The sequence below is a fragment of the Bradyrhizobium sp. SRS-191 genome, from assembly GCF_024586915.1.
Classification (GTDB): domain Bacteria; phylum Pseudomonadota; class Alphaproteobacteria; order Rhizobiales; family Xanthobacteraceae; genus Bradyrhizobium.
Genome location: NZ_JANBVS010000008.1, coordinates 17,426 through 34,943, shown reverse-complemented (window position 1 = coordinate 34,943; position 17,518 = coordinate 17,426). Strand labels below are relative to the sequence as shown.

13 protein-coding genes are annotated in these 17,518 nt (G+C 67.4%); 6 read left to right on the top strand and 7 right to left on the bottom strand.

The window, feature by feature from the left end:
- The first annotated feature begins 31 nt into the window (after window positions 1–31).
- The 6 genes from NLR35_RS16065 (at window position 32) to NLR35_RS16040 (ending at window position 5,866) form a co-directional block, all read left to right on the top strand.
- Window positions 32–691 (top strand): phosphoribosylanthranilate isomerase, encoded by a 660-nt coding sequence (locus NLR35_RS16065; protein WP_257167510.1) that lies wholly within the window; start codon window positions 32–34, stop codon window positions 689–691.
- Window positions 688–1,911, top strand: coding sequence for a tryptophan synthase subunit beta (trpB, locus tag NLR35_RS16060; RefSeq protein WP_257167509.1), 1,224 nt, complete (start codon window positions 688–690; stop codon window positions 1,909–1,911). The genes NLR35_RS16065 and trpB overlap by 4 nt, the downstream gene beginning before the upstream one ends.
- A complete protein-coding gene (gene trpA / locus NLR35_RS16055; RefSeq protein ID WP_257167508.1) occupies window positions 1,908–2,744 on the top strand; it encodes a tryptophan synthase subunit alpha in 837 nt (278 codons plus the stop codon). The genes trpB and trpA overlap by 4 nt, the downstream gene beginning before the upstream one ends.
- Window positions 2,745–2,838: 94 nt before the next feature.
- On the top strand, window positions 2,839–3,777 hold the full coding sequence (gene accD, locus NLR35_RS16050) for an acetyl-CoA carboxylase, carboxyltransferase subunit beta (protein WP_257167507.1): 939 nt from the start codon (window positions 2,839–2,841) through the stop codon (window positions 3,775–3,777).
- Entirely contained in the window at window positions 3,774–5,114 is a 1,341-nt protein-coding gene (locus tag NLR35_RS16045) for a folylpolyglutamate synthase/dihydrofolate synthase family protein (protein WP_257167506.1), read from the top strand. The genes accD and NLR35_RS16045 overlap by 4 nt, the downstream gene beginning before the upstream one ends.
- Window positions 5,115–5,125: 11 nt before the next feature.
- Window positions 5,126–5,866: a metallophosphoesterase gene (locus NLR35_RS16040; protein ID WP_257167505.1), complete on the top strand. Its 741-nt coding sequence runs from the start codon at window positions 5,126–5,128 to the stop codon at window positions 5,864–5,866.
- Here the strand turns inward: NLR35_RS16040 and NLR35_RS16035 are convergent, their stop codons facing one another.
- From NLR35_RS16035 to NLR35_RS16005, 7 genes are all read right to left on the bottom strand, one after another.
- Window positions 5,867–6,880, bottom strand: coding sequence for an ATP-dependent DNA ligase (locus NLR35_RS16035; protein ID WP_257167763.1), 1,014 nt, complete (start codon window positions 6,878–6,880; stop codon window positions 5,867–5,869). It lies immediately after the preceding gene.
- A gap of 187 nt (window positions 6,881–7,067) precedes the next feature.
- Window positions 7,068–7,391 (bottom strand): thioredoxin, encoded by a 324-nt coding sequence (trxA, locus tag NLR35_RS16030; RefSeq protein ID WP_257167504.1) that lies wholly within the window; start codon window positions 7,389–7,391, stop codon window positions 7,068–7,070.
- 102 nt (window positions 7,392–7,493) lie between these two features.
- Window positions 7,494–10,967 (bottom strand): double-strand break repair helicase AddA, encoded by a 3,474-nt coding sequence (addA, locus tag NLR35_RS16025; protein WP_257167502.1) that lies wholly within the window; start codon window positions 10,965–10,967, stop codon window positions 7,494–7,496.
- Window positions 10,961–14,107, bottom strand: coding sequence for a double-strand break repair protein AddB (addB, locus tag NLR35_RS16020; RefSeq protein ID WP_257167501.1), 3,147 nt, complete (start codon window positions 14,105–14,107; stop codon window positions 10,961–10,963). Before addB ends, addA begins: the two co-directional genes overlap by 7 nt.
- A gap of 472 nt (window positions 14,108–14,579) precedes the next feature.
- Window positions 14,580–15,302, bottom strand: a complete 723-nt coding sequence (locus NLR35_RS16015; RefSeq protein ID WP_257167500.1) for a nucleotidyltransferase family protein — start codon at window positions 15,300–15,302, stop codon at window positions 14,580–14,582.
- A 158-nt stretch (window positions 15,303–15,460) separates the two neighbouring features.
- Complete coding sequence (locus NLR35_RS16010) at window positions 15,461–15,769, bottom strand: PilZ domain-containing protein (RefSeq protein ID WP_006611145.1); 309 nt, start codon at window positions 15,767–15,769, stop codon at window positions 15,461–15,463.
- Between the two features lie 234 nt (window positions 15,770–16,003).
- Window positions 16,004–17,506: an ammonium transporter gene (locus NLR35_RS16005; RefSeq protein WP_006611146.1), complete on the bottom strand. Its 1,503-nt coding sequence runs from the start codon at window positions 17,504–17,506 to the stop codon at window positions 16,004–16,006.
- Between the last annotated feature and the right edge of the window lie 12 nt (window positions 17,507–17,518).

Sequence of the window (17,518 nt, the reverse complement as noted above, 5' to 3'; positions counted from 1 at the left end):
TCCCTTTCGTCCGGACGTGCGTTCTTTCCCGATGTCCCTGCTCGTCAAAATCTGCGGCCTGACCACGCCCGACACCCTCGGTGCCGCGCTTGGCGCGGGTGCCGACATGGTGGGATTCGTGTTCTTTCCGCCGTCGCCCCGTCATGTCGGCCTCACAGCCGCGCGCGAGCTCGGCCAGCAGGCAAAGGGGCGTGCGCTCAAGGTGGCGCTGACGGTCGATGCCGATGATGCGACGTTCGAGAACATCGTCGAGACCCTGCGCCCGGACCTCCTCCAATTGCATGGCCGCGAGAGCGTCGCGCGCATTCGCGATCTCAAGCAGCGCTTCGGCCTGCCGGTCATGAAGGCCATTCCGGTGGAGACTTCAGCCGATCTCGCGCCGCTGGCCGGCTATGCCGAGGTGTGCGACCGCATCCTGTTCGACGCGCGCGCCCCGAAGGATGCGACGCGCCCCGGTGGCCTCGGCGCCACCTTCGACTGGCATGTGCTGCAGGGACTGAAGCTGGGCCGCCCGTTCATGGTGTCCGGCGGATTGAGCGCCGACAATGTCGCCGAGGCCGTGCGGACGACGCGCGCCGGCGGCGTCGACGTGTCCTCTGGTGTCGAGCGGACGCCGGGTGTGAAGGATTGCGACATGATCCGGGATTTCATTCGCGCGGCGCGGGCCGCTGAAGAGTTGAGCGTGCAATGACCACAGCCATTCCCAATTCCTACCGCAGCGGTCCTGATGACCGTGGCCATTTCGGCATCTTTGGCGGCCGCTTCGTCGCGGAAACGCTGATGCCGCTGATCCTCGATCTGGAAAAGGCCTATGCCGAGGCCAAGTCCGATCCGGCTTATCACGCCGAGATGAATGGCCATCTGAAGCACTATGTCGGCCGGCCTTCGCCGCTGTACTACGCGGAGCGGCTGACCGAGCATCTCGGCGGCGCCAAGATCTACTTCAAGCGCGAGGAGCTGAATCACACCGGCTCGCACAAGGTCAACAACGTGCTCGGCCAGATCATGGTCGCGCGCCGCATGGGCAAGAAGCGCATCATCGCCGAGACCGGCGCCGGCCAGCACGGTGTCGCGACCGCGACGCTGTGCGCGCGCTTCGGGCTCGACTGCGTGGTCTACATGGGCGCGGTCGACGTCGAGCGGCAGCAGCCGAACGTGATCCGCATGGAGATGCTGGGCGCCAAGGTCGTGCCGGTGCAGTCCGGCGCCAAGACGCTCAAGGATGCGATGAACGAGGCACTGCGTGACTGGGTCACCAACGTCCACAACACGTTCTATTGCATCGGCACCGTCGCCGGCCCGCACCCCTATCCGATGATGGTGCGCGACTTCCAGTCGGTGATCGGCAGCGAGACGCGCACGCAGATGCAGGAGGCCGAGGGCCGCCTGCCGGACTCGCTGATCGCCTGCATCGGCGGCGGCTCCAATGCGATGGGCCTGTTCCATCCGTTCCTCGATGACCCCTCGGTCGAGATCTACGGTGTCGAAGCCGCCGGCCATGGCCTGACGCATCTGCACGCCGCTTCGATCGCCGGCGGCCGTCCCGGCGTGTTGCACGGCAACCGCACCTACCTCCTCATGAACGAGGACGGCCAGATCGACGAGGCGCATTCGATCTCCGCCGGTCTCGATTATCCCGGCATCGGGCCGGAGCACTCCTGGCTGCACGACGTCGGCCGCGTGAACTACCTGTCCGCGACCGACGAGGAAGCGCTCGCGGCGTTCCAGCTGCTGTCGCGTCTCGAAGGAATCATTCCGGCGCTGGAGCCGGCGCATGCCATCGCCAAGGTGATGGAGCTCGCGCCGAAGAAGCCCAGGGATCACCTCATGGTGGTCAACATGTCCGGCCGTGGCGACAAGGACGTTCCGCAGGTCGGCGATATCCTGCGAGGAAGGGCGAAAGCACAGTGACGACGCGGATGGATGCGCGCTTCGCGCAGTTGAAGAAGGAAGGCCGCTCGGCGTTCGTCACCTTCGTGATGGGGGGCGACCCTGATCCGGAGACGTCGCTCGCGATCGTGAAGGCGCTGCCGCAGGCGGGCGCTGATATCATCGAGATCGGCATGCCCTTCACCGATCCCATGGCGGACGGACCGTCGATCCAGGCGGCAGGCCTGCGCGCGCTGAAAGCGGGCATGACGTTGAAGAAGACGCTTGGTCTCGTGCGCAGCTTCCGCGACAGCGACGCTGACACGCCGATCGTGCTGATGGGCTACTACAACCCGATCTACATCTACGGCGTCGACAAGTTCCTCGATGATGCGAAGGGCGCCGGTGTCGACGGCCTGATCATTGTCGACCTGCCGCCGGAGGAAGACGACGAATTGTGCATCCCGGCCCTCAAGGCGGGCTTGAACTTCATCCGCCTGGCGACGCCGACGACCGACGACAAGCGCCTGCCGGCCGTGCTCGCGAATACCTCCGGTTTCGTCTACTACGTCTCGATCACCGGCATCACCGGCGCGGCTGCGGCGGACTCCTCCGCCGTGGGCGCTGCCGTGGCGCGGATCAAGCGCCACACCGCGCTTCCGGTCTGCGTCGGTTTCGGCATCCGGACACCGGAGACCGCCCGCGCGATTGCGGCCAATGCCGACGGCGCGGTGGTGGGCACCGCCCTGGTCGACGCGCTGAAGGCGAGCCTGGACGCCGAGGGCCGCGCCACGCCCAAGACGGTCAGTGCAGTCGCCGACCTCGCCGCAGCCCTGGCCCAGGGCGTGCGGGGCGCCCAGCAGGCCGCGGAATAGCCATCAACCACCCGTGTATGGAGCGCCGCGGTATGGCTTGCCGTGACGCCGCCATCCCGCCATATATCCGGGCGACCGCAAAACGGAGCTTTTCATGAACTGGCTTACCAACGTGGTCCGGCCGAAGATCCGCAACATCCTGCGCCGCGAGACGCCGGAGAACCTCTGGATCAAGTGCCCGGATTCCGGACAGCTCGTGTTCTACAAGGACGTCGAGGCCAACCAGTTCGTCATCCCCGGCTCCAACTACCACATGCGCATGGGCGCGACGGCGCGGTTGAAGTCGATGTTCGACAACGAGACCTGGTTCGACGTCGCGTTGCCTGACGTGACGCCCGATCCGCTGAAGTTCCGTGACGAGCGCCGCTATGCCGACCGCATCAAGGATGCGCGCGCGCGCACCGGCATGAACGATGCCGTCAAGGTCGGTTTCGGCAAGCTCGAAGGCATGGGCGTCGTCATCGCCGTGCAGGATTTCGACTTCATGGGCGGTTCGCTCGGCATGGCCGCCGGAGAGGCGATCGTGCGCGGGCTGGAGCTCGCGGTCGAGAAGAAGTCGCCCTTCATCGTGTTCGCGGCCTCCGGCGGCGCGCGCATGCAGGAGGGCATCCTGTCGCTAATGCAGATGCCGCGCACGACGGTCGCAGTTCAAATGCTGCGCGAGGCCAAGCTGCCCTACATCGTCGTGCAGACCAATCCGACCACCGGTGGCGTCACGGCGTCCTACGCGATGCTGGGCGACGTCCACATCGCCGAGCCCGGCGCGCTGATCGGTTTCGCCGGTGCCCGCGTCATCGAGCAGACCATCCGCGAGAAGCTGCCTGAGGGTTTCCAGCGTGCCGAGTACCTGCTCGACCACGGCATGGTCGACATGGTCGTGCATCGCCACGACCTGCGCCCGACCTTGGCACGGCTGTGTCGCCTGTTGACCAAGGCGCCGGCCGTCGAGCACGCCAAGCCCGCGCCGCAGCTGCCGCCGCCGGCCAAGCCCACTGAGGTGGCGGAAGCGCCGGCGGTCGCAACGAGCGCGTGAACGATCTCGCCCAGCCCAAGCCTTCGCTCGACGAACTGATCACGCGCCTCTCGGCGCTGCATCCGAGCAAGATCTCGCTCGGGCTGGAGCGCATGCACCGGCTGCTCGCGCAGCTCGATCATCCCGAGCGCAAGCTGCCGCCGGTGATCCATGTCGCCGGCACCAACGGCAAGGGCTCCACGGTCGCTTATCTGCGCGCGATGCTGGAAGCGGCAGGCCTGCGCGTTCATGTCTTCACGTCGCCCTGGCTGGTCCGCATCAACGAGAGCTACCGGCTCGGTCAGGTCGGCGGCGGCGTGCTGGTCGACGATGACGAACTGATCGCGGCGCTGCTCGAATGCGAACGGGTCAATGCCGGCGCGCCGATCACCTTCTTCGAGGTCAAGACCGTTGCGGCGTTCGTGCTGTTCGCCAGGCACCCGGCCGATGTCGTGCTGCTCGAAGTCGGGCTCGGCGGCCGGCTCGATTCCACCAACGTGGTGGAGCAGGTCGCGGCCTCCGTGCTGACGCCGATCAGCATGGATCACATGGAATTCCTGGGCGATACCCGCGCGCTGATCGCGGCCGAGAAGGCCGCCATCATCAAGCGCGGCTGCCCGGTGATCTCGGCGGCGCAGGAGCCGGATGCGATGGCTGTGATCGAGCACGAGGCCAAGCGCCAGCGCGCGCCGCTGTTTGCCGCGGGCGAGAGCTGGCACGTCAGCGTCGAGCGCAATCGTCTCGTCTATCAGGACGATCGCGGTCTGCTTGATCTGCCGGCGCCAAAACTGTTCGGCCGGCATCAGTTCGATAATGCGGGTCTTGCGATCGCGACCTTGCGCGCGGTCGATCGGTTCAAGCTCACGACCAAGGCGTTCGAAGACGGCATCGTCAACGCCGAATGGCCAGCGCGCATGCAGCGGCTGTCGATCGGCGCGCTCACCGCGATCGCGCCGCAGGGCGCGGAGATCTGGCTCGACGGCGGCCACAATGCCGAAGGCGGCCGCGTCGTTGCCGCGGCGATCGGCGATCTCGAAGAGCGCGTCTCGCGGCAGCTCGTCGTCATCGTCGGCATGATGGGCAACAAGGATGCCGCAGCCTTCCTCGGCAATTTCGCGGGACTGACGCGCCACATCATCGTCGTTCCCATTCCGAACGAGAGCAACGCGATGGCGCCGGCCGATCTCGCGGCGGCCGCGCGCACGCTCGGCATGCGCGTCGAGATCGCCGACGGCGTGGCGTCCGCGCTCGCCGGCATCGCGCGGCTTGCCTATGAGGTGCCGCCGCGTATTCTCATCACGGGGTCGCTTTATCTCGCAGGCCACGTGCTCGACCTCAACGGCACGCCGCCGACCTGAGGACATAGCCCATGCGCTTCGCCGCGATCGCCGACGTCCACGGCAACCATCTCGCGCTGGAGGCCGTGCTCGCGGACATCCGGGCCCAAGGCGTGACCGAGATCGTCAATCTCGGCGACATGGCGAGCGGCCCGCTCGACGCGCGCAAGACGATGGATTTGTTGATGCCGCTCGATGCAATGCATGTGCGCGGCAATCATGATCGCTGGCTGATCGACCGCCCTTTCGAGAGGATGGGCGCCTGGGAGCGGCCGGCGTACCCGCAGCTCGAAGCAGGCCATCTCGATTGGCTGCGCACGATCCCGGCGACCGCCGTGTATCGCGACGAGGTCTTCCTGTGTCACGCGACGCCTGACGACGACAACACTTACTGGCTCGAAAGCGTCGCGCCGGATGGTGCGATCACTTGCGCGCCGCTCGATGAGATCGAGCGACTGGCCGCCGGCATCTCGCAGTCGTTGATCCTATGCGGGCATACGCACACCGCACGCGCGGTGCGGCTCCGCGACGGACGGCTGATCGTCAATCCCGGCAGCGTCGGAAGCCCCGGCTTCTCCTACAACGTCCCGCATCCGCATGTCGTGCAGGCCGGCACGCCCGACGCGCGCTATGCGATCCTCGAGCTGACGCCGACCGGTTGGAGCGTAAGCTTTCGCCACGTCCCCTATGATCACGGCGCAATGGCCGAACTGGCTCGGACCAATGGCGACGAAGAGTTTGCGTCGGCGCTCGCCACCGGCTGGATCCGCTGATCAGGCGAGCAGTTTCATGGGATCGGCGACCTTCTGCTTGAGTTGATCGAAGGTGCATTGCTTCGGCGACTTGTCCGGACGCCAGCGCAGGATCGAGGTGCCGTGGCGAAAACGCTCGCCGGAGAAATGGTCGTAGCAGACCTCGATCACCAGCTTCGGCTTCAGCGGGCACCATTCGGCCGACCGCTCCGTCGACCACCGGCTCGGCCCGCCTGGCGCATTGCCGGTGAAGCCGGGCGGCGCGATCAGCGGCTCGAGCTTGTCTGTCAGTCCGGGCTTTTCGTCTTTCTTGAGCGCCGAGGTGAAGCCGATGTGATGCAGCAGGCCGTCATCGTCGTAGAGGCCAAGCAGCAGCGAGCCGACCAGCTTGCGGCCGTTCGCTCCCTTGTTGGTCGCGTAGCGGAAGCCGCCGATGACACAATCCGCCGAGCGATAGCGCTTGATCTTCTGCATGCCGTCGCGATTGCCCGCCTGATAGGGCAGGTCGATCCGCTTGGCGATCACGCCGTCCGAGCCGCCGCCGGACTGCGCCAGCCAATCTTGCGCCGTCGCGAACCGCGTCGTCGCGGGAGACAGCCGGAAGGTCGGATGATCGGCGAAATTCGCCTTCGCGAACGCTTCCAGCGCCGGGCGCCGCTCGTGCAGCGTCTTGGTCATGAGCGTCTTATCCCTCGCCGTCGCCAGCAGGTCGAAGGCGAGGAAGAGCGCGGGCGTCTCCGCTGACAGCTTCTTCACACGACTGGCGGCCGGATGGATCCGCTGCAGCAGTGCGTCGAACGAAAACGATTTGTCCTGCGGCACCACCAGCTCGCCGTCGAGCGTGAAGCTGATAGCCTTCAGCTCGCGCGCTGCGGCGACCACTTCGGGGAAGTAGCGCGCAAGGTCCTCGCCAGCCTTGGACTGCATGGTCACGGTGGCGCCGTCGCGCGACAGCAGGCAGCGGAAGCCGTCCCATTTCGGTTCGTATTGCCATTCCTCGCCGCGCGGGATCGCGTCCACCGACCGCGCCTCCATGGCCAGCAGGCCTGATTTGCGGGAGGGCGAGCGATGGGCGCGGGCGGGCATGGCGACATCCGAAAACGCGAAAACACATCCCTCAACGCGAACGGCCGGCGAATCCGCCGGCCGTTCAGAAAAAATGCTGGTCCAGTGGTGGGGCGCACTGCCGCCTGACGGCGGCTGCTTTGCCCACCCTACGGGATCACATCGACGACGAGATCCACTGCTGCAGCTTCGCCTTGGGCGCTGCGCCGACCTGGCGGGAGGCCATCTCGCCGCCCTTGAACACCATCAGCGTCGGGATCGACATCACGCCGTACTTGGAGGCCGTCTTCGGGCTCTCGTCGACGTTCAGCTTCACGATCTTGACCTTGTCGCCCATCGCGCTCGCGATCTCGTCGAGGGCCGGCGCGATCATGCGGCACGGGCCGCACCACTCGGCCCAGAAGTCGACCACGACCGGACCGTCGGCGTTGAGCACTTCGCTTTCGAAATCGGCGTCGGAAACCTTGGCCACGGCGGACATGGGAATAACCTCGTTGGGTTGGAGGGAGCGGCGCTGATATCGCGCCGCCTCAGCGTGGGTGTCAAAGTATGAATGGCATCATGCGCGGTCAAGCGCGCTCACTCAGTCGTGCTGGGATGGCAGCATGGCGTCCAGCGCGGAGGCCGGAAGCTCCATGAATTCAGGGGCTTCGGTCCAGATCAGGGCGGCCCGGACGGTCCGTCCGGGGTACAATTGACCGAGCACGGCCCGGTACAGCGCGAGTTGGCGGACATAGGCCTCGGGCACCTCGGCCAGCACGGAGGGCGGCTGCTGGTTGGTCTTGAAGTCGACGATCAGCACCTCGGCCTCGGTGACCACCAGCCGGTCGATCTGGCCGGACACCAGCGCCGCCGGCTGCCCCGCGCCCGCCAGCCGGCCGACGATCGACACCTCGGCGCGGCTGCCCGGCGCGAACACCGCTGCAAAGCGAGGATCGCCGATCACGCCGAGCACGCTGTCAGCGAGCCGGTTTCGTTCCTCCTCCGGCCAATCGGGGGCATTGCGCTTGAGATAGCGCAGCCCGGCTTCCCGCCGCCGCTCCGGCGCGACGTCGGGCAGCGACTGCAGCAGGCGATGCACCAGCGTGCCGCGCTGCATCGCAAGACTGCGGGCCGCCAGGGATTCGCCGGTGCGCACCGGCCGCTCGTCGGCGGAGGGATCGGACGGCCGGAGCACGGCGACGTCACCCGGCGCCTCAATCGCCGCCGTGCGCAGCCACGCCGGCAGTTCGACGGCGGTCTCCACCATCTGCCGCGCCTCGTCCTTGGCGGTCTCGGCGATGTCCTCGGGTCGCGCGTAGCGCTTTACCGGACCGTCCTCGGTCTCGATCACCTCGACCTCAAGCCCCGCGGCATCGAGACCGCGCGCCATCAGGTCGTACCAGCTGCCGCCGCGGACATTGTTCATGTTGCCCGGCATGCAGCCGCCGATGACCAGCCGATCCGCGGCGCGCGTCATGGCGACATAGAGCAGGCGGCGATACTCGTCTTCGGTCTCCTTCAGCATCGCCGTCCGCGCCGCTGCCACCGGCTGCGGGTCGTCCGCTTTGCGCCCGGCCCAGACCACGATCTCCTGCTCGCCGGAGGGCACGTGGATCAGCCGCAGCCGCTGCGAGTCCGCCGGAGATGAGGTCGTATCGACCAGGAACACCACGGACGCTTCCAGGCCCTTGGCGCCGTGCACGGTCATCACCCGGATCTCGTCGCGCGAGATCTCCATGTCGCGCTTCACCTCGGTGTCGGCCGCGCGCAGCCAGGCGACGAAGCCCTGCAGCGAGGCCGGCGCCTTGCGCTCATAGGACAGCGCCAGCTCGAGGAATTCATCGAGCGCGTCATTGGCCTCGTGGCCGAGACGGGCCAGGATGCGGCGCCGGCCGCCATCGCCACCGAGCAGCCAGGCGTAGAAGGCGAACGGCGTCTCCTCGGCGGCGCGACGCTCGCATTGCTGCAGGCGGCGCAGCACCGCCTGCAATCGCGCATCATCCACGGCATGCGCGCTGAGCGCCTCGCGCAAAGAACCGCGGCGCTGCCAGGCGAGCTTGAACAGGTCCTCATCATCGAGCCCGAACAGCGGGCTCTTCAAGGCGGTCGCCAGTGCGAGGTCGTCCTGCGGCAGCAGCAGCGCGTCGGCGAGGTTCATCAGGTCGATGATCGCGATGTGTTCGGTCAGCTTGAGCCGGTCGGCGCCAGCGACGGGAATGCCCGCATGCTTCAGCGCCTGGATCACGGCATCGAACGCGGTGCCGCGCCGGCGCACCAGGATCAGCATGTCGCCATAGCTCAGCCGCCGCCGCGCGCCGTCATGGCCGGTCATGGTGCCCGTGCGGATCAGCCGCTTGATCTCGGCCTGGATGCGCCGGGACAGCTTCACCTCGGGGCTCGTGACGGAGACACCGTCGAACGGCGCGCGCCAGCCCTCGATCTCCTTGCGGTCGTCGCGCTCGCACAAGGACCACAGCTCGACCAGGCTCGGCCCGGCGTCGGTCAGCGCGTTGTGGATCGGGTATCCGATATCGGGCGAATGGATGCTGCTGTAGACCTCGCGCTCGCGGAACACATGGTCGACCGCGTGCAGCACCGTCGGCCCGGAGCGGAACGAATAGGTGAACGACACCGGATCGAACAGCAGCCCGGCATCGGTGAAGCGCTTCTGCAGATCCCGCCGTCGCGCATCGAACTCGTGCGGGTCGGCGCCCTGGAACGAGAAGATGGATTGCTTCTCGTCGCCGACCGCGAAGATCGTGCGCATCAGCCCGTCGCGCGCGCCGGCGCCTGAGGTGAACTCCTCGATGATGTGGGCGACGATGTCCCACTGCCGCGGGCTCGTATCCTGCGCCTCGTCGATCAGCACGTGATCGACGCCGCGGTCGAGCTTGTAGTGCACCCAGCCCGCGGAGACGCGGTTCAGCATGACAAGCGTCTTGTCGATCAGGTCGTCATAATCGAGCAGCCCGCGCTCTTCCTTCTCCCGTCGATAGTTCGCCGCGGCCGCCGTCGCGATCTGCAGCAGCGCCTCGGTGCGGTCTCGCACCACGGCGGCGCGGCGCTTCTCGATCACGCGGTCGAGCCGGCGCGCCTCCGCGTCGAACAGGCCGGCGAGGCCGGGATTGTTCTCGGCGAACTTCTTGGTCAGAACTGATTTGCGCGGCTCCTTGTCGTCAGTCAGGAAAACGCGAAGATATTCGTCGACCTGATCACTGCCCGAGAACGCCAGCGCGGCGCGCAACTGGTCGGCCTGCTTCTGGTCCGTCTTGGCGCCGCCGTCGAGCCGCGCGGCGATGTCGGTCCAATCTGCGCGCGGAAGATTGGGTCCATCGACAATGTCGCGCTCGATCGCCTCCAGCGTCTCATCAGCCCCGATGCCGAGCACCTCGCCAAGGTGCTGCACGGCGACCTCGACGTGGCCGGCGCCATCGGTCCAGGCCATGAAATGATCACGGCTCAGACAGGCCTCGCGCACGACCTCCTTGAAAGTGGAGTCGGCGGCATTGGCCATCGCCACCTGCAGCGCGCGGCCGACCGCGCTGTCGGGCGCGCGCGCCGCATCGAGCAGCACCTTGAGATTGGCGCGCTCCATCATCTCGGTCTGGTCGCGCTCGTCGAGCACCGAGAACCGTGCCGGCACATTGGCCTCGAACGGAAACTGCTGCAGCAGCCGCGTGCACAGCGCGTGGATGGTCTGTACCTTCAGCCCGCCCGGCGTTTCCAGCGCGCTGGCGAACAGTTTTCGCGCCGATGCCCGGAGCTTCTTGTCGGATGTCAGAATGCCGGTCGATTTGATGGCGCTGTCGAGTGCGTCGTCATCGAGCGTCACCCAGTGACCGAGCGTCGAGAACACGCGCTCGGCCATGTTGGCGGCGGCGGCCTTGGTGAAGGTGATGCAGAGGATCTTCTCCGGCGGCACGCCGTCGAGCAGCAGCCGGATCACGCGCTGCACCAGCACATGCGTCTTGCCCGAGCCGGCATTGGCCGACACGAACGCCGAGGCCGCCGGGTTCGAGGCGCGCGTCTGTGCGTCGCGCACGGCCTGCGGAATGGGGCGGGGCGCCTTCACCATTCCTCGACTCCCAGGCCGCCGGCCGCCGACCATTCCTTGATGCGGGCGAGGTCGTCATAGCTGCCGTAGCGGTTCGACCACATCGACAGGTTCAGCGAGGTGTAGCCTTGGTTGACGTCCTCGAAGCTGCGGATCAGCTCTTCAAGCTTGCTGCGCGCCTCCTGCGCGGCTTGGTCCGGGTGCTGCGGCGGGTCGCTCTTGTTGATCTTCAGTTCGAGAATGCGCTCCTCGCCCGGCGGGTTGTTGCCGGACAACCGGACATAGACCAGCTGACTGATCAGGCTGTCGGCGGGAATGCCGTCGAAGCCGCCTTCGCGCAGGATGGCGGCCTCTAACGTGAGCTGCGGCGACAGGCCCATGCGCACCTGCTTGGCCGTCGGCGGCTGGCCGGTCTTGTAGTCGAGAAGGGCGTAGGTGCCCTCGGCGCGCTCTTCGATACGGTCGGCCCGCGCCGACAGGATGAAGGTGCGATCCGGGCCCACGGGAATGCCGATCTCGCCGCGTGTCTCAGCCTTGATGGCGCCGATCTGGTCGCGCCGCGCGCTCTCCCAGGACGCGAACCAGCCGGCGATGCGCTGAAAGCGCGGCCACCACAGCGCGCGCGCCTCGGGGCGCTCCATCAAAGGCGCGAAGTGCTTCTCGCCGATGACAACAAGCGCGTGCGCCGGATGCAGCGGCAACTCCTTTGCAAAGGTCTGCGTGAACTCGCCGATCGCTTCATGAATGGCCGAGCCGCGATCGGCGGCCGACAGCGGCATGTCGACGGGATCGAGTGGATCGAGTCGCAGGATGTAGCGCGCGAAGATGGTGTAGGGATCGCGCAGCCAGTCTTCGATGGCGGTCACCGACATCCGCAGCGGACGAGCCTCGAGTGGCGGCTTCGGTGCCGGCTGCTCGACCGGCTTCACCTCGCGTGGCTGATCCAGCACCTCGGCGTAGCGCACATAGGTCTCGCCGCGTGCTTCCGCCGCCTTCCAGCGCTCCGCGCCGGCGACCGCTTCCAGCCGGTGCAGGAAGCGCGAGGCGACAGCCGGCGCGCCGCCGGATTTCGCCGCATGCGTCAGGATCACTTCGGGCGCGCCGAGCAGTTGGGCGAAGTCGTGCGCCGAAAGACCGATGCGGCGCTCGGGCAGGTCGAGGCCGAGCTGATGCCGCATCGGGCGGCTCAGCCAGGGATCGATGCGCGGCGCCGGCGGCCAGATGCCCTCGACGAGCCCGCCGATGATCATGCGGTCGGCCTGCATCAGCCGGGCTTCGAGCGGACCGTAGATCTGCAGCTGCGCGCCGTGCCGCTCCGGGCGGCGCACCGCGCGATCGGAGAAGGCGGTGTGGAACAGGTCCGGATAGTCCGACAGCGGCGCCATCAGGCCGCAGCGCTCGCCGGAAGCGAGCAGATCGTCGAAGCAGCGCGCCAGGGCCGCGCCGTCGCGATCCGTGAAGGCGGTGGTGAGCCCGACATCGTCGGTCGACAGCGCGATCAGAACTTCGCGATGGCGCGCGGCGAGCTCGGCGAAGTCCTGCGGGCGCGGGGAGGCGAGGTTTTCCAGCGGGGCGAGCGCCGTCTGCAATTCCGCGATCAGTGCGCCGGCCTGGTCGAGCTGCTCGGGCTTGAGCCGCGCCCGCGGCTCGGCACGGTGCAGCGACGACGCCTCGCCCTGATGCAGCCTGGTGTGCTCGTCTCGGAAGCGCGCGAAGTCGCGCGCAAGTCCGCCGGTGCCGGCTTGCGGGCGGGTGCCACGAAGCAGAGCAAGTTCCAGCGTTTCGATCGCCTGCTTCCAGCCATGGGCAGCGCGGCCGAGACGGCACAACGGATGCTTGAGCAGCGCCAGCAAGGTCGGCGGCTCCAGGCCGCGCGCGGCCGCTTCGGCGGCAAGGCGTGCGAAAATGCCGGCGGGTGTTTCCAGCAGCGCGTCACCACCGGAGTCGTCGAAGGTCAGGTGCCAACGCGTCAGCGCGGCCATCACGCGGCGCGCCAGCGCGCGGTCGGGCGTCACCAGCGCGGCGGACTTGCCGAGATGGCGCGCCTCGCGCATCGCGATCGCAATCGCCAGCGCCTCCATCTCCGGGTTGGGCGCGGCGACCACCGCGAGATTGTCCATCGCTTCCGCGATGTTGGCGGCGATGTCGAACTGGCGCAGCCGCTCGTGCCACACGGCGGTCGCCTCGGAGGGCCGCATCGCTTCGGAGATCAGCACCTCGCGGCCGCCTCGGCCGGGCGGCGCAAGGCGGATCACGTCGCGCCGCTCCAGGCCGAAGCGCTTGAGCAGCAGGTGCATCGCATATTGCGGATGGTTGACCGCGGGCGGGGTGATCACGCGGCCGGCGCGATCCTTGGCGCCGCCGATCGAGCTCCAGGCGGCTTCGTCGAGATCGGTATCGAGCCCGGGCAGCACCACGGCGCCGTGCGGCAGCTTGGCGACCGCGAGCAGGAACTTTGCGGTCGCCGGCATCGAGCCGGTGGAGCCTGCGGCAATCACCGGGCCGTCCGGATGCGCCGACAGCCGCGCGGCTTCGGCTGCAATCAGCAGGTCGCGCCGCGCCGCCGGCTCGATGCGCTCGATCTCCTGCAGATAGGCCGGCCACGCCGTTCGCGCGATGCGCAGGAACTCCAGCGAGTACTGCCAGTATTTGTCGAGCTGATCCGGCACCAGCGCGTCCAGCGCATCCCAGGACACGCCGCGCGTCACCATGTCGTCGATCAGCCGCGCGAGGTCGCCGGCCAGCGCCAAGGTCGAGGCGGGGCCGCCGATGACCAGCGGTGCCGATACCGGCGTCTTGGCCCAGGCCGCGACGAGCCGGGCCAAGGTCAGCCGGCGCTGCAGATCGTCGAGCCGCTCCGGAAGCTCCAGCGGCGCGGGTCCGAGGAACGCGTCGCGATCCTCGGCGAAGGCGAGCTCGTCCTCGTCGATGTCGCCGAGCGCGACGAGGCGCGGAAGCACCGCGGCATCGGTCTTCAGCTCGTCGAGGAACATCTCGCGCGCCACGCGGAGCGAACGGCGGGTCGGCAGATACAGCGTGGCCGTCGCGAGCCGCGCCGGATCACTGCGCGCCTCGAACCCGTCGACCAGCCGGCCGTCGACCAGCGCCGCGATCACGCTGCGCAGGAACGGCGCCGAGATGGGAACGGTGAAGACGCGCATGGCCGATTCGTGATTGCTCAGGGCGTCTATATAGGGAGCGGCGGCCCGAAGGTCATATCCGGGGTGTGGATGGGTGTTGATAGGTGTGCGGCCTGTTCCGGGACGCGGGGCGCGCAGTCGGTAACGGCCGTTGTCGGAGCCTCAAACTCTGCCGTCATCGCCCGGCTTGACCGGCGATCCAGTACTCCGAGACGGTCCGGATCGAGTCGAGAGGCCGCAGCGTACTGGATCGCCCGCTTTCGTGGGCGATGACAGCGGAATTCGTAGAACCAGTTTCCGCTTCACCGCCATCGCGAGTGCAAGCCGATCGCGGCTGAGATCGTGGAGCGCGCTGCTCTCTCCGCGTCATTGCGAGCGTAGCGAAGCAATCCAGGGCTCTGGGCGTGACTCTGGATTGCTTCGCTGCGCTCGCAATGACGGAGATCAACGGAAGCGTAACCGCATCGCGTCACGCCGTGCGTCGGGACATAAACTACGCCGCGCTCTCCAGCAGCGCCTCTTCGGCTTCGGTGACCGCAGCCGGCGTGCCGACATGCATCCACACGCCTTCGAGGCGCAGGCCGAACAGGCGGTCCTGCTCGTTGGCCTTGTCGAACATCTTCGTCAGCGAGAACTCGCCCGACGGCGCGCCGTCGAAGATCGCCGGCGAGATGATGGCGGCGCCCGCATAGACGAACGGGACCACCTGATGTTCGCGGCGCTTGCGGAGCGTGCCGTCGGCGAGCATGGCGTAGTCGCCGAGGCCGGAATAACCGATCGAGGTCGCGGTCGGGGCCATCAGCAGCATGATGTCCATGCGCTCGGGATCGAAGGCGTCGGCGAGGCGGGTCAGATTGTGGCGCACGCCCTCGATCCACATCGTGTCGGAGTTGACGTGGAAGAACGGCTCGTGGCCGAGCAGCGGCAGCGCCTTGACCACGCCGCCGCCGGTGCCCAGCACCTGATCGCGCTCGTCGGAGATGACCACGCGGGGCGCGTTGCGCGTCGCGGTGTGCTCGATGATCTGGTCGGCGAGGTAGTGAACGTTGACGACGGCCTCGGTGACGCCGGCCTCCGCCAGGCGGTCGAGCACGTGGTCGAGCAGCGGGCGTCCGGCGACGCGCACCAGCGGCTTGGGCATCGTGTCCGTCAGCGGGCGCATGCGCAATCCGAGACCGGCGGCGAGGACCATGGCTTTGTGCGGGTGGACAGGCATCTCAGGGCATCTCGATCAAAGGTGGTATGTGCGAATCATACCACGCAAAAACATCTATCGTCTCGGCCGGTTGCGATAGCCCGACCCGATGACGAATATGCGACGGCCGCCCGCCGCCGTCGTGATGCAAGATGCCGCAGTGGTGTGTGGCCGGCCCGTCAGACCTCGGCGGCCGCGCGCTTGTTGGCTTTCTTCTTGCCGCCCTGTTTCAGGAAGGTGACGCCGATCTGGTCGCCATTGACCCAGGCGAGCTCGCAGCGCCGGTAGGCGAGGCCCGTCGACGACAGCAGCAGGAAGAATTCCTTCAGGTGCAGGCCTTCGACCGAGCCCTCGACCGTCAGCTTGGCGCCGGTCTCGGAGACGTCCTCGATGGTGCAGTTGCGCCGCCAGGTGCCGTCGATGCCCATCATGAAAGCCGGGATGCCGCGCTCGAAGACGACGCGTTCGCCCTTCATCCGCTCTGCCATCGCAACCTCCATTCCCGAGCGGCCTCGGTGGTGCCGCTGGCCGCAAGGTAAGCGGGGATGGCTAAGAACCGGTAAAGCTACGGGGTAGTGTTGTCGACGCGGCGCAACGATGCCGCCGCAAAAAGAAAGGGGCCCCAGCTTGCGCTGGAGCCCCTCAACGGTCAGGGCATTGCCGGGTATTTGCCCGAACCGAAGTTGCGGACCTGGCCCGGTGGGGCCAAGTCCCGGGAGAACTCAGTAGTTGTAGGCGCGCTCGCCGTGGTCGGTGATGTCCAGACCCTCGCGCTCCTGCTCGACGGTCGGGCGCAGGCCGATGATCACGTCGACGACCTTGTAGAGGATCGCCGAACCGACACCCGACCACACCAGCGTGGCGACGACAGCCTTGATCTGCGCCAGCATCTGCGTGGCGAAGTCGTAGGTGCCGGCGTTGTTGCCGGTGATGTTGGTGTAGTCGGTGATGCCGACGCCACCGAGGGCCGGGTTGACCAGGATGCCGGTGCCGAGAGCGCCGATGATGCCGCCGATGCAGTGCACGCCGAACACGTCGAGCGCGTCGTCATAGCCGAGCGCGTTCTTCACGGTGGAGACGAAGAACAGGCAGATCGGGGAGACGATCAGGCCGAGGACGAGAGCGCCGATCGGGCCGGCCAGACCGGAGGCCGGGGTGACGGCGACGAGACCGGCGACCGCACCCGAGCAGATGCCGAGCAGCGAGGGCTTGCCCTTGACGGCCCATTCGCAGAGCAGCCAGGACAGCGCCGCACCGGCGGTGGCGACCATCGTGTTGACGAAGGCCAGCGCGGTGACGCCGTTCGATTCCAGGTTGGAGCCGGCGTTGAAGCCGAACCAGCCGACCCACAGCAGCGCAGCGCCGATCATGGTCATGGTCAGCGAGTGCGGAGCCATCAGCTCCTTGCCGTAGCCGGTGCGCTTGCCGATCAGGACCGCACCGACGAGACCGGCGATGCCGGCATTGATGTGAACGACGGTGCCGCCTGCGAAGTCGAGGGCGCCTGCGCCGGCGAGCCAGCCGACAGCACCGGTGACTTCGTCGAGCTTGGCCTGGGCGGCGGTCTTGGCAGCAGCGTCGCCGGCGGCAGCGAGAGCCTTGGCAGCGTTGGCGACATCATCCGGAGCGGCGATGTACCAGACCCAGTGCGCGATCGGGAAGTAGATGAAGGTGACCCAGAGCAGCACGAACAGCATCACCGCCGAGAACTTGATGCGCTCGGCGAAGGCGCCGACGATCAGGGCCGGGGTGATCATCGCGAAGGTCATCTGGAACACGAAATAAGCGAGCTCCGGAATCACGACGCCGTTCGAGAAGGTCGCCGCCGTCGAGTTGGCGTCGACGCCGTGCAGGAAGGCCTTCGAGAAGCCGCCGATCCACGAGGTCATGCTGCCGCCGTCGGTGAAGGCGAGCGAGTAGCCGTACAGCGTCCAGACGACGCCGACCATGGCGACGATGGCGAACACCTGGGTGAGGACAGAGGCCATGTTCTTGGTGCGGACGAGACCGCCATAGAACAGCGCCAGACCGGGGACCGACATCATCAGGACGAGCGCGCTGGAGATCAGCATCCAGGCGACGTCGCCCTTGTTCGGAACGGGGGCGGCTGCGGCAGCGGCGGCCGGCGCGTCCTCGGCGAACGCCACATCGGCGAGGCCTGCGACGCAGAGCCCGGCAATTGCGAGCGTAACCCATCCCGCGCTGGTTGGACGTTTGAACGTCATTTTATTCTACTC

What these genes read in the sequence shown, in the direction of transcription:
- NLR35_RS16065 (WP_257167510.1), top strand. Translation starts at nt 32, where the DNA reads ATGTCCCTGCTCGTCAAAATCTGCGGCCTGACCACGCCCGACACCCTC.
- trpB (WP_257167509.1), top strand. Translation starts at nt 688, where the DNA reads ATGACCACAGCCATTCCCAATTCCTACCGCAGCGGTCCTGATGACCGT.
- accD (WP_257167507.1), top strand. Translation starts at nt 2,839, where the DNA reads ATGAACTGGCTTACCAACGTGGTCCGGCCGAAGATCCGCAACATCCTG.
- NLR35_RS16040 (WP_257167505.1), top strand. Translation starts at nt 5,126, where the DNA reads ATGCGCTTCGCCGCGATCGCCGACGTCCACGGCAACCATCTCGCGCTG.
- NLR35_RS16035 (WP_257167763.1), bottom strand. Translation starts at nt 6,880, where the DNA reads ATGGAGGCGCGGTCGGTGGACGCGATCCCGCGCGGCGAGGAATGGCAA.
- trxA (WP_257167504.1), bottom strand. Translation starts at nt 7,391, where the DNA reads ATGTCCGCCGTGGCCAAGGTTTCCGACGCCGATTTCGAAAGCGAAGTG.
- addA (WP_257167502.1), bottom strand. Translation starts at nt 10,967, where the DNA reads ATGGTGAAGGCGCCCCGCCCCATTCCGCAGGCCGTGCGCGACGCACAG.
- addB (WP_257167501.1), bottom strand. Translation starts at nt 14,107, where the DNA reads ATGCGCGTCTTCACCGTTCCCATCTCGGCGCCGTTCCTGCGCAGCGTG.
- NLR35_RS16015 (WP_257167500.1), bottom strand. Translation starts at nt 15,302, where the DNA reads ATGCCTGTCCACCCGCACAAAGCCATGGTCCTCGCCGCCGGTCTCGGA.
- NLR35_RS16010 (WP_006611145.1), bottom strand. Translation starts at nt 15,769, where the DNA reads ATGGCAGAGCGGATGAAGGGCGAACGCGTCGTCTTCGAGCGCGGCATC.
- NLR35_RS16005 (WP_006611146.1), bottom strand. Translation starts at nt 17,506, where the DNA reads ATGACGTTCAAACGTCCAACCAGCGCGGGATGGGTTACGCTCGCAATT.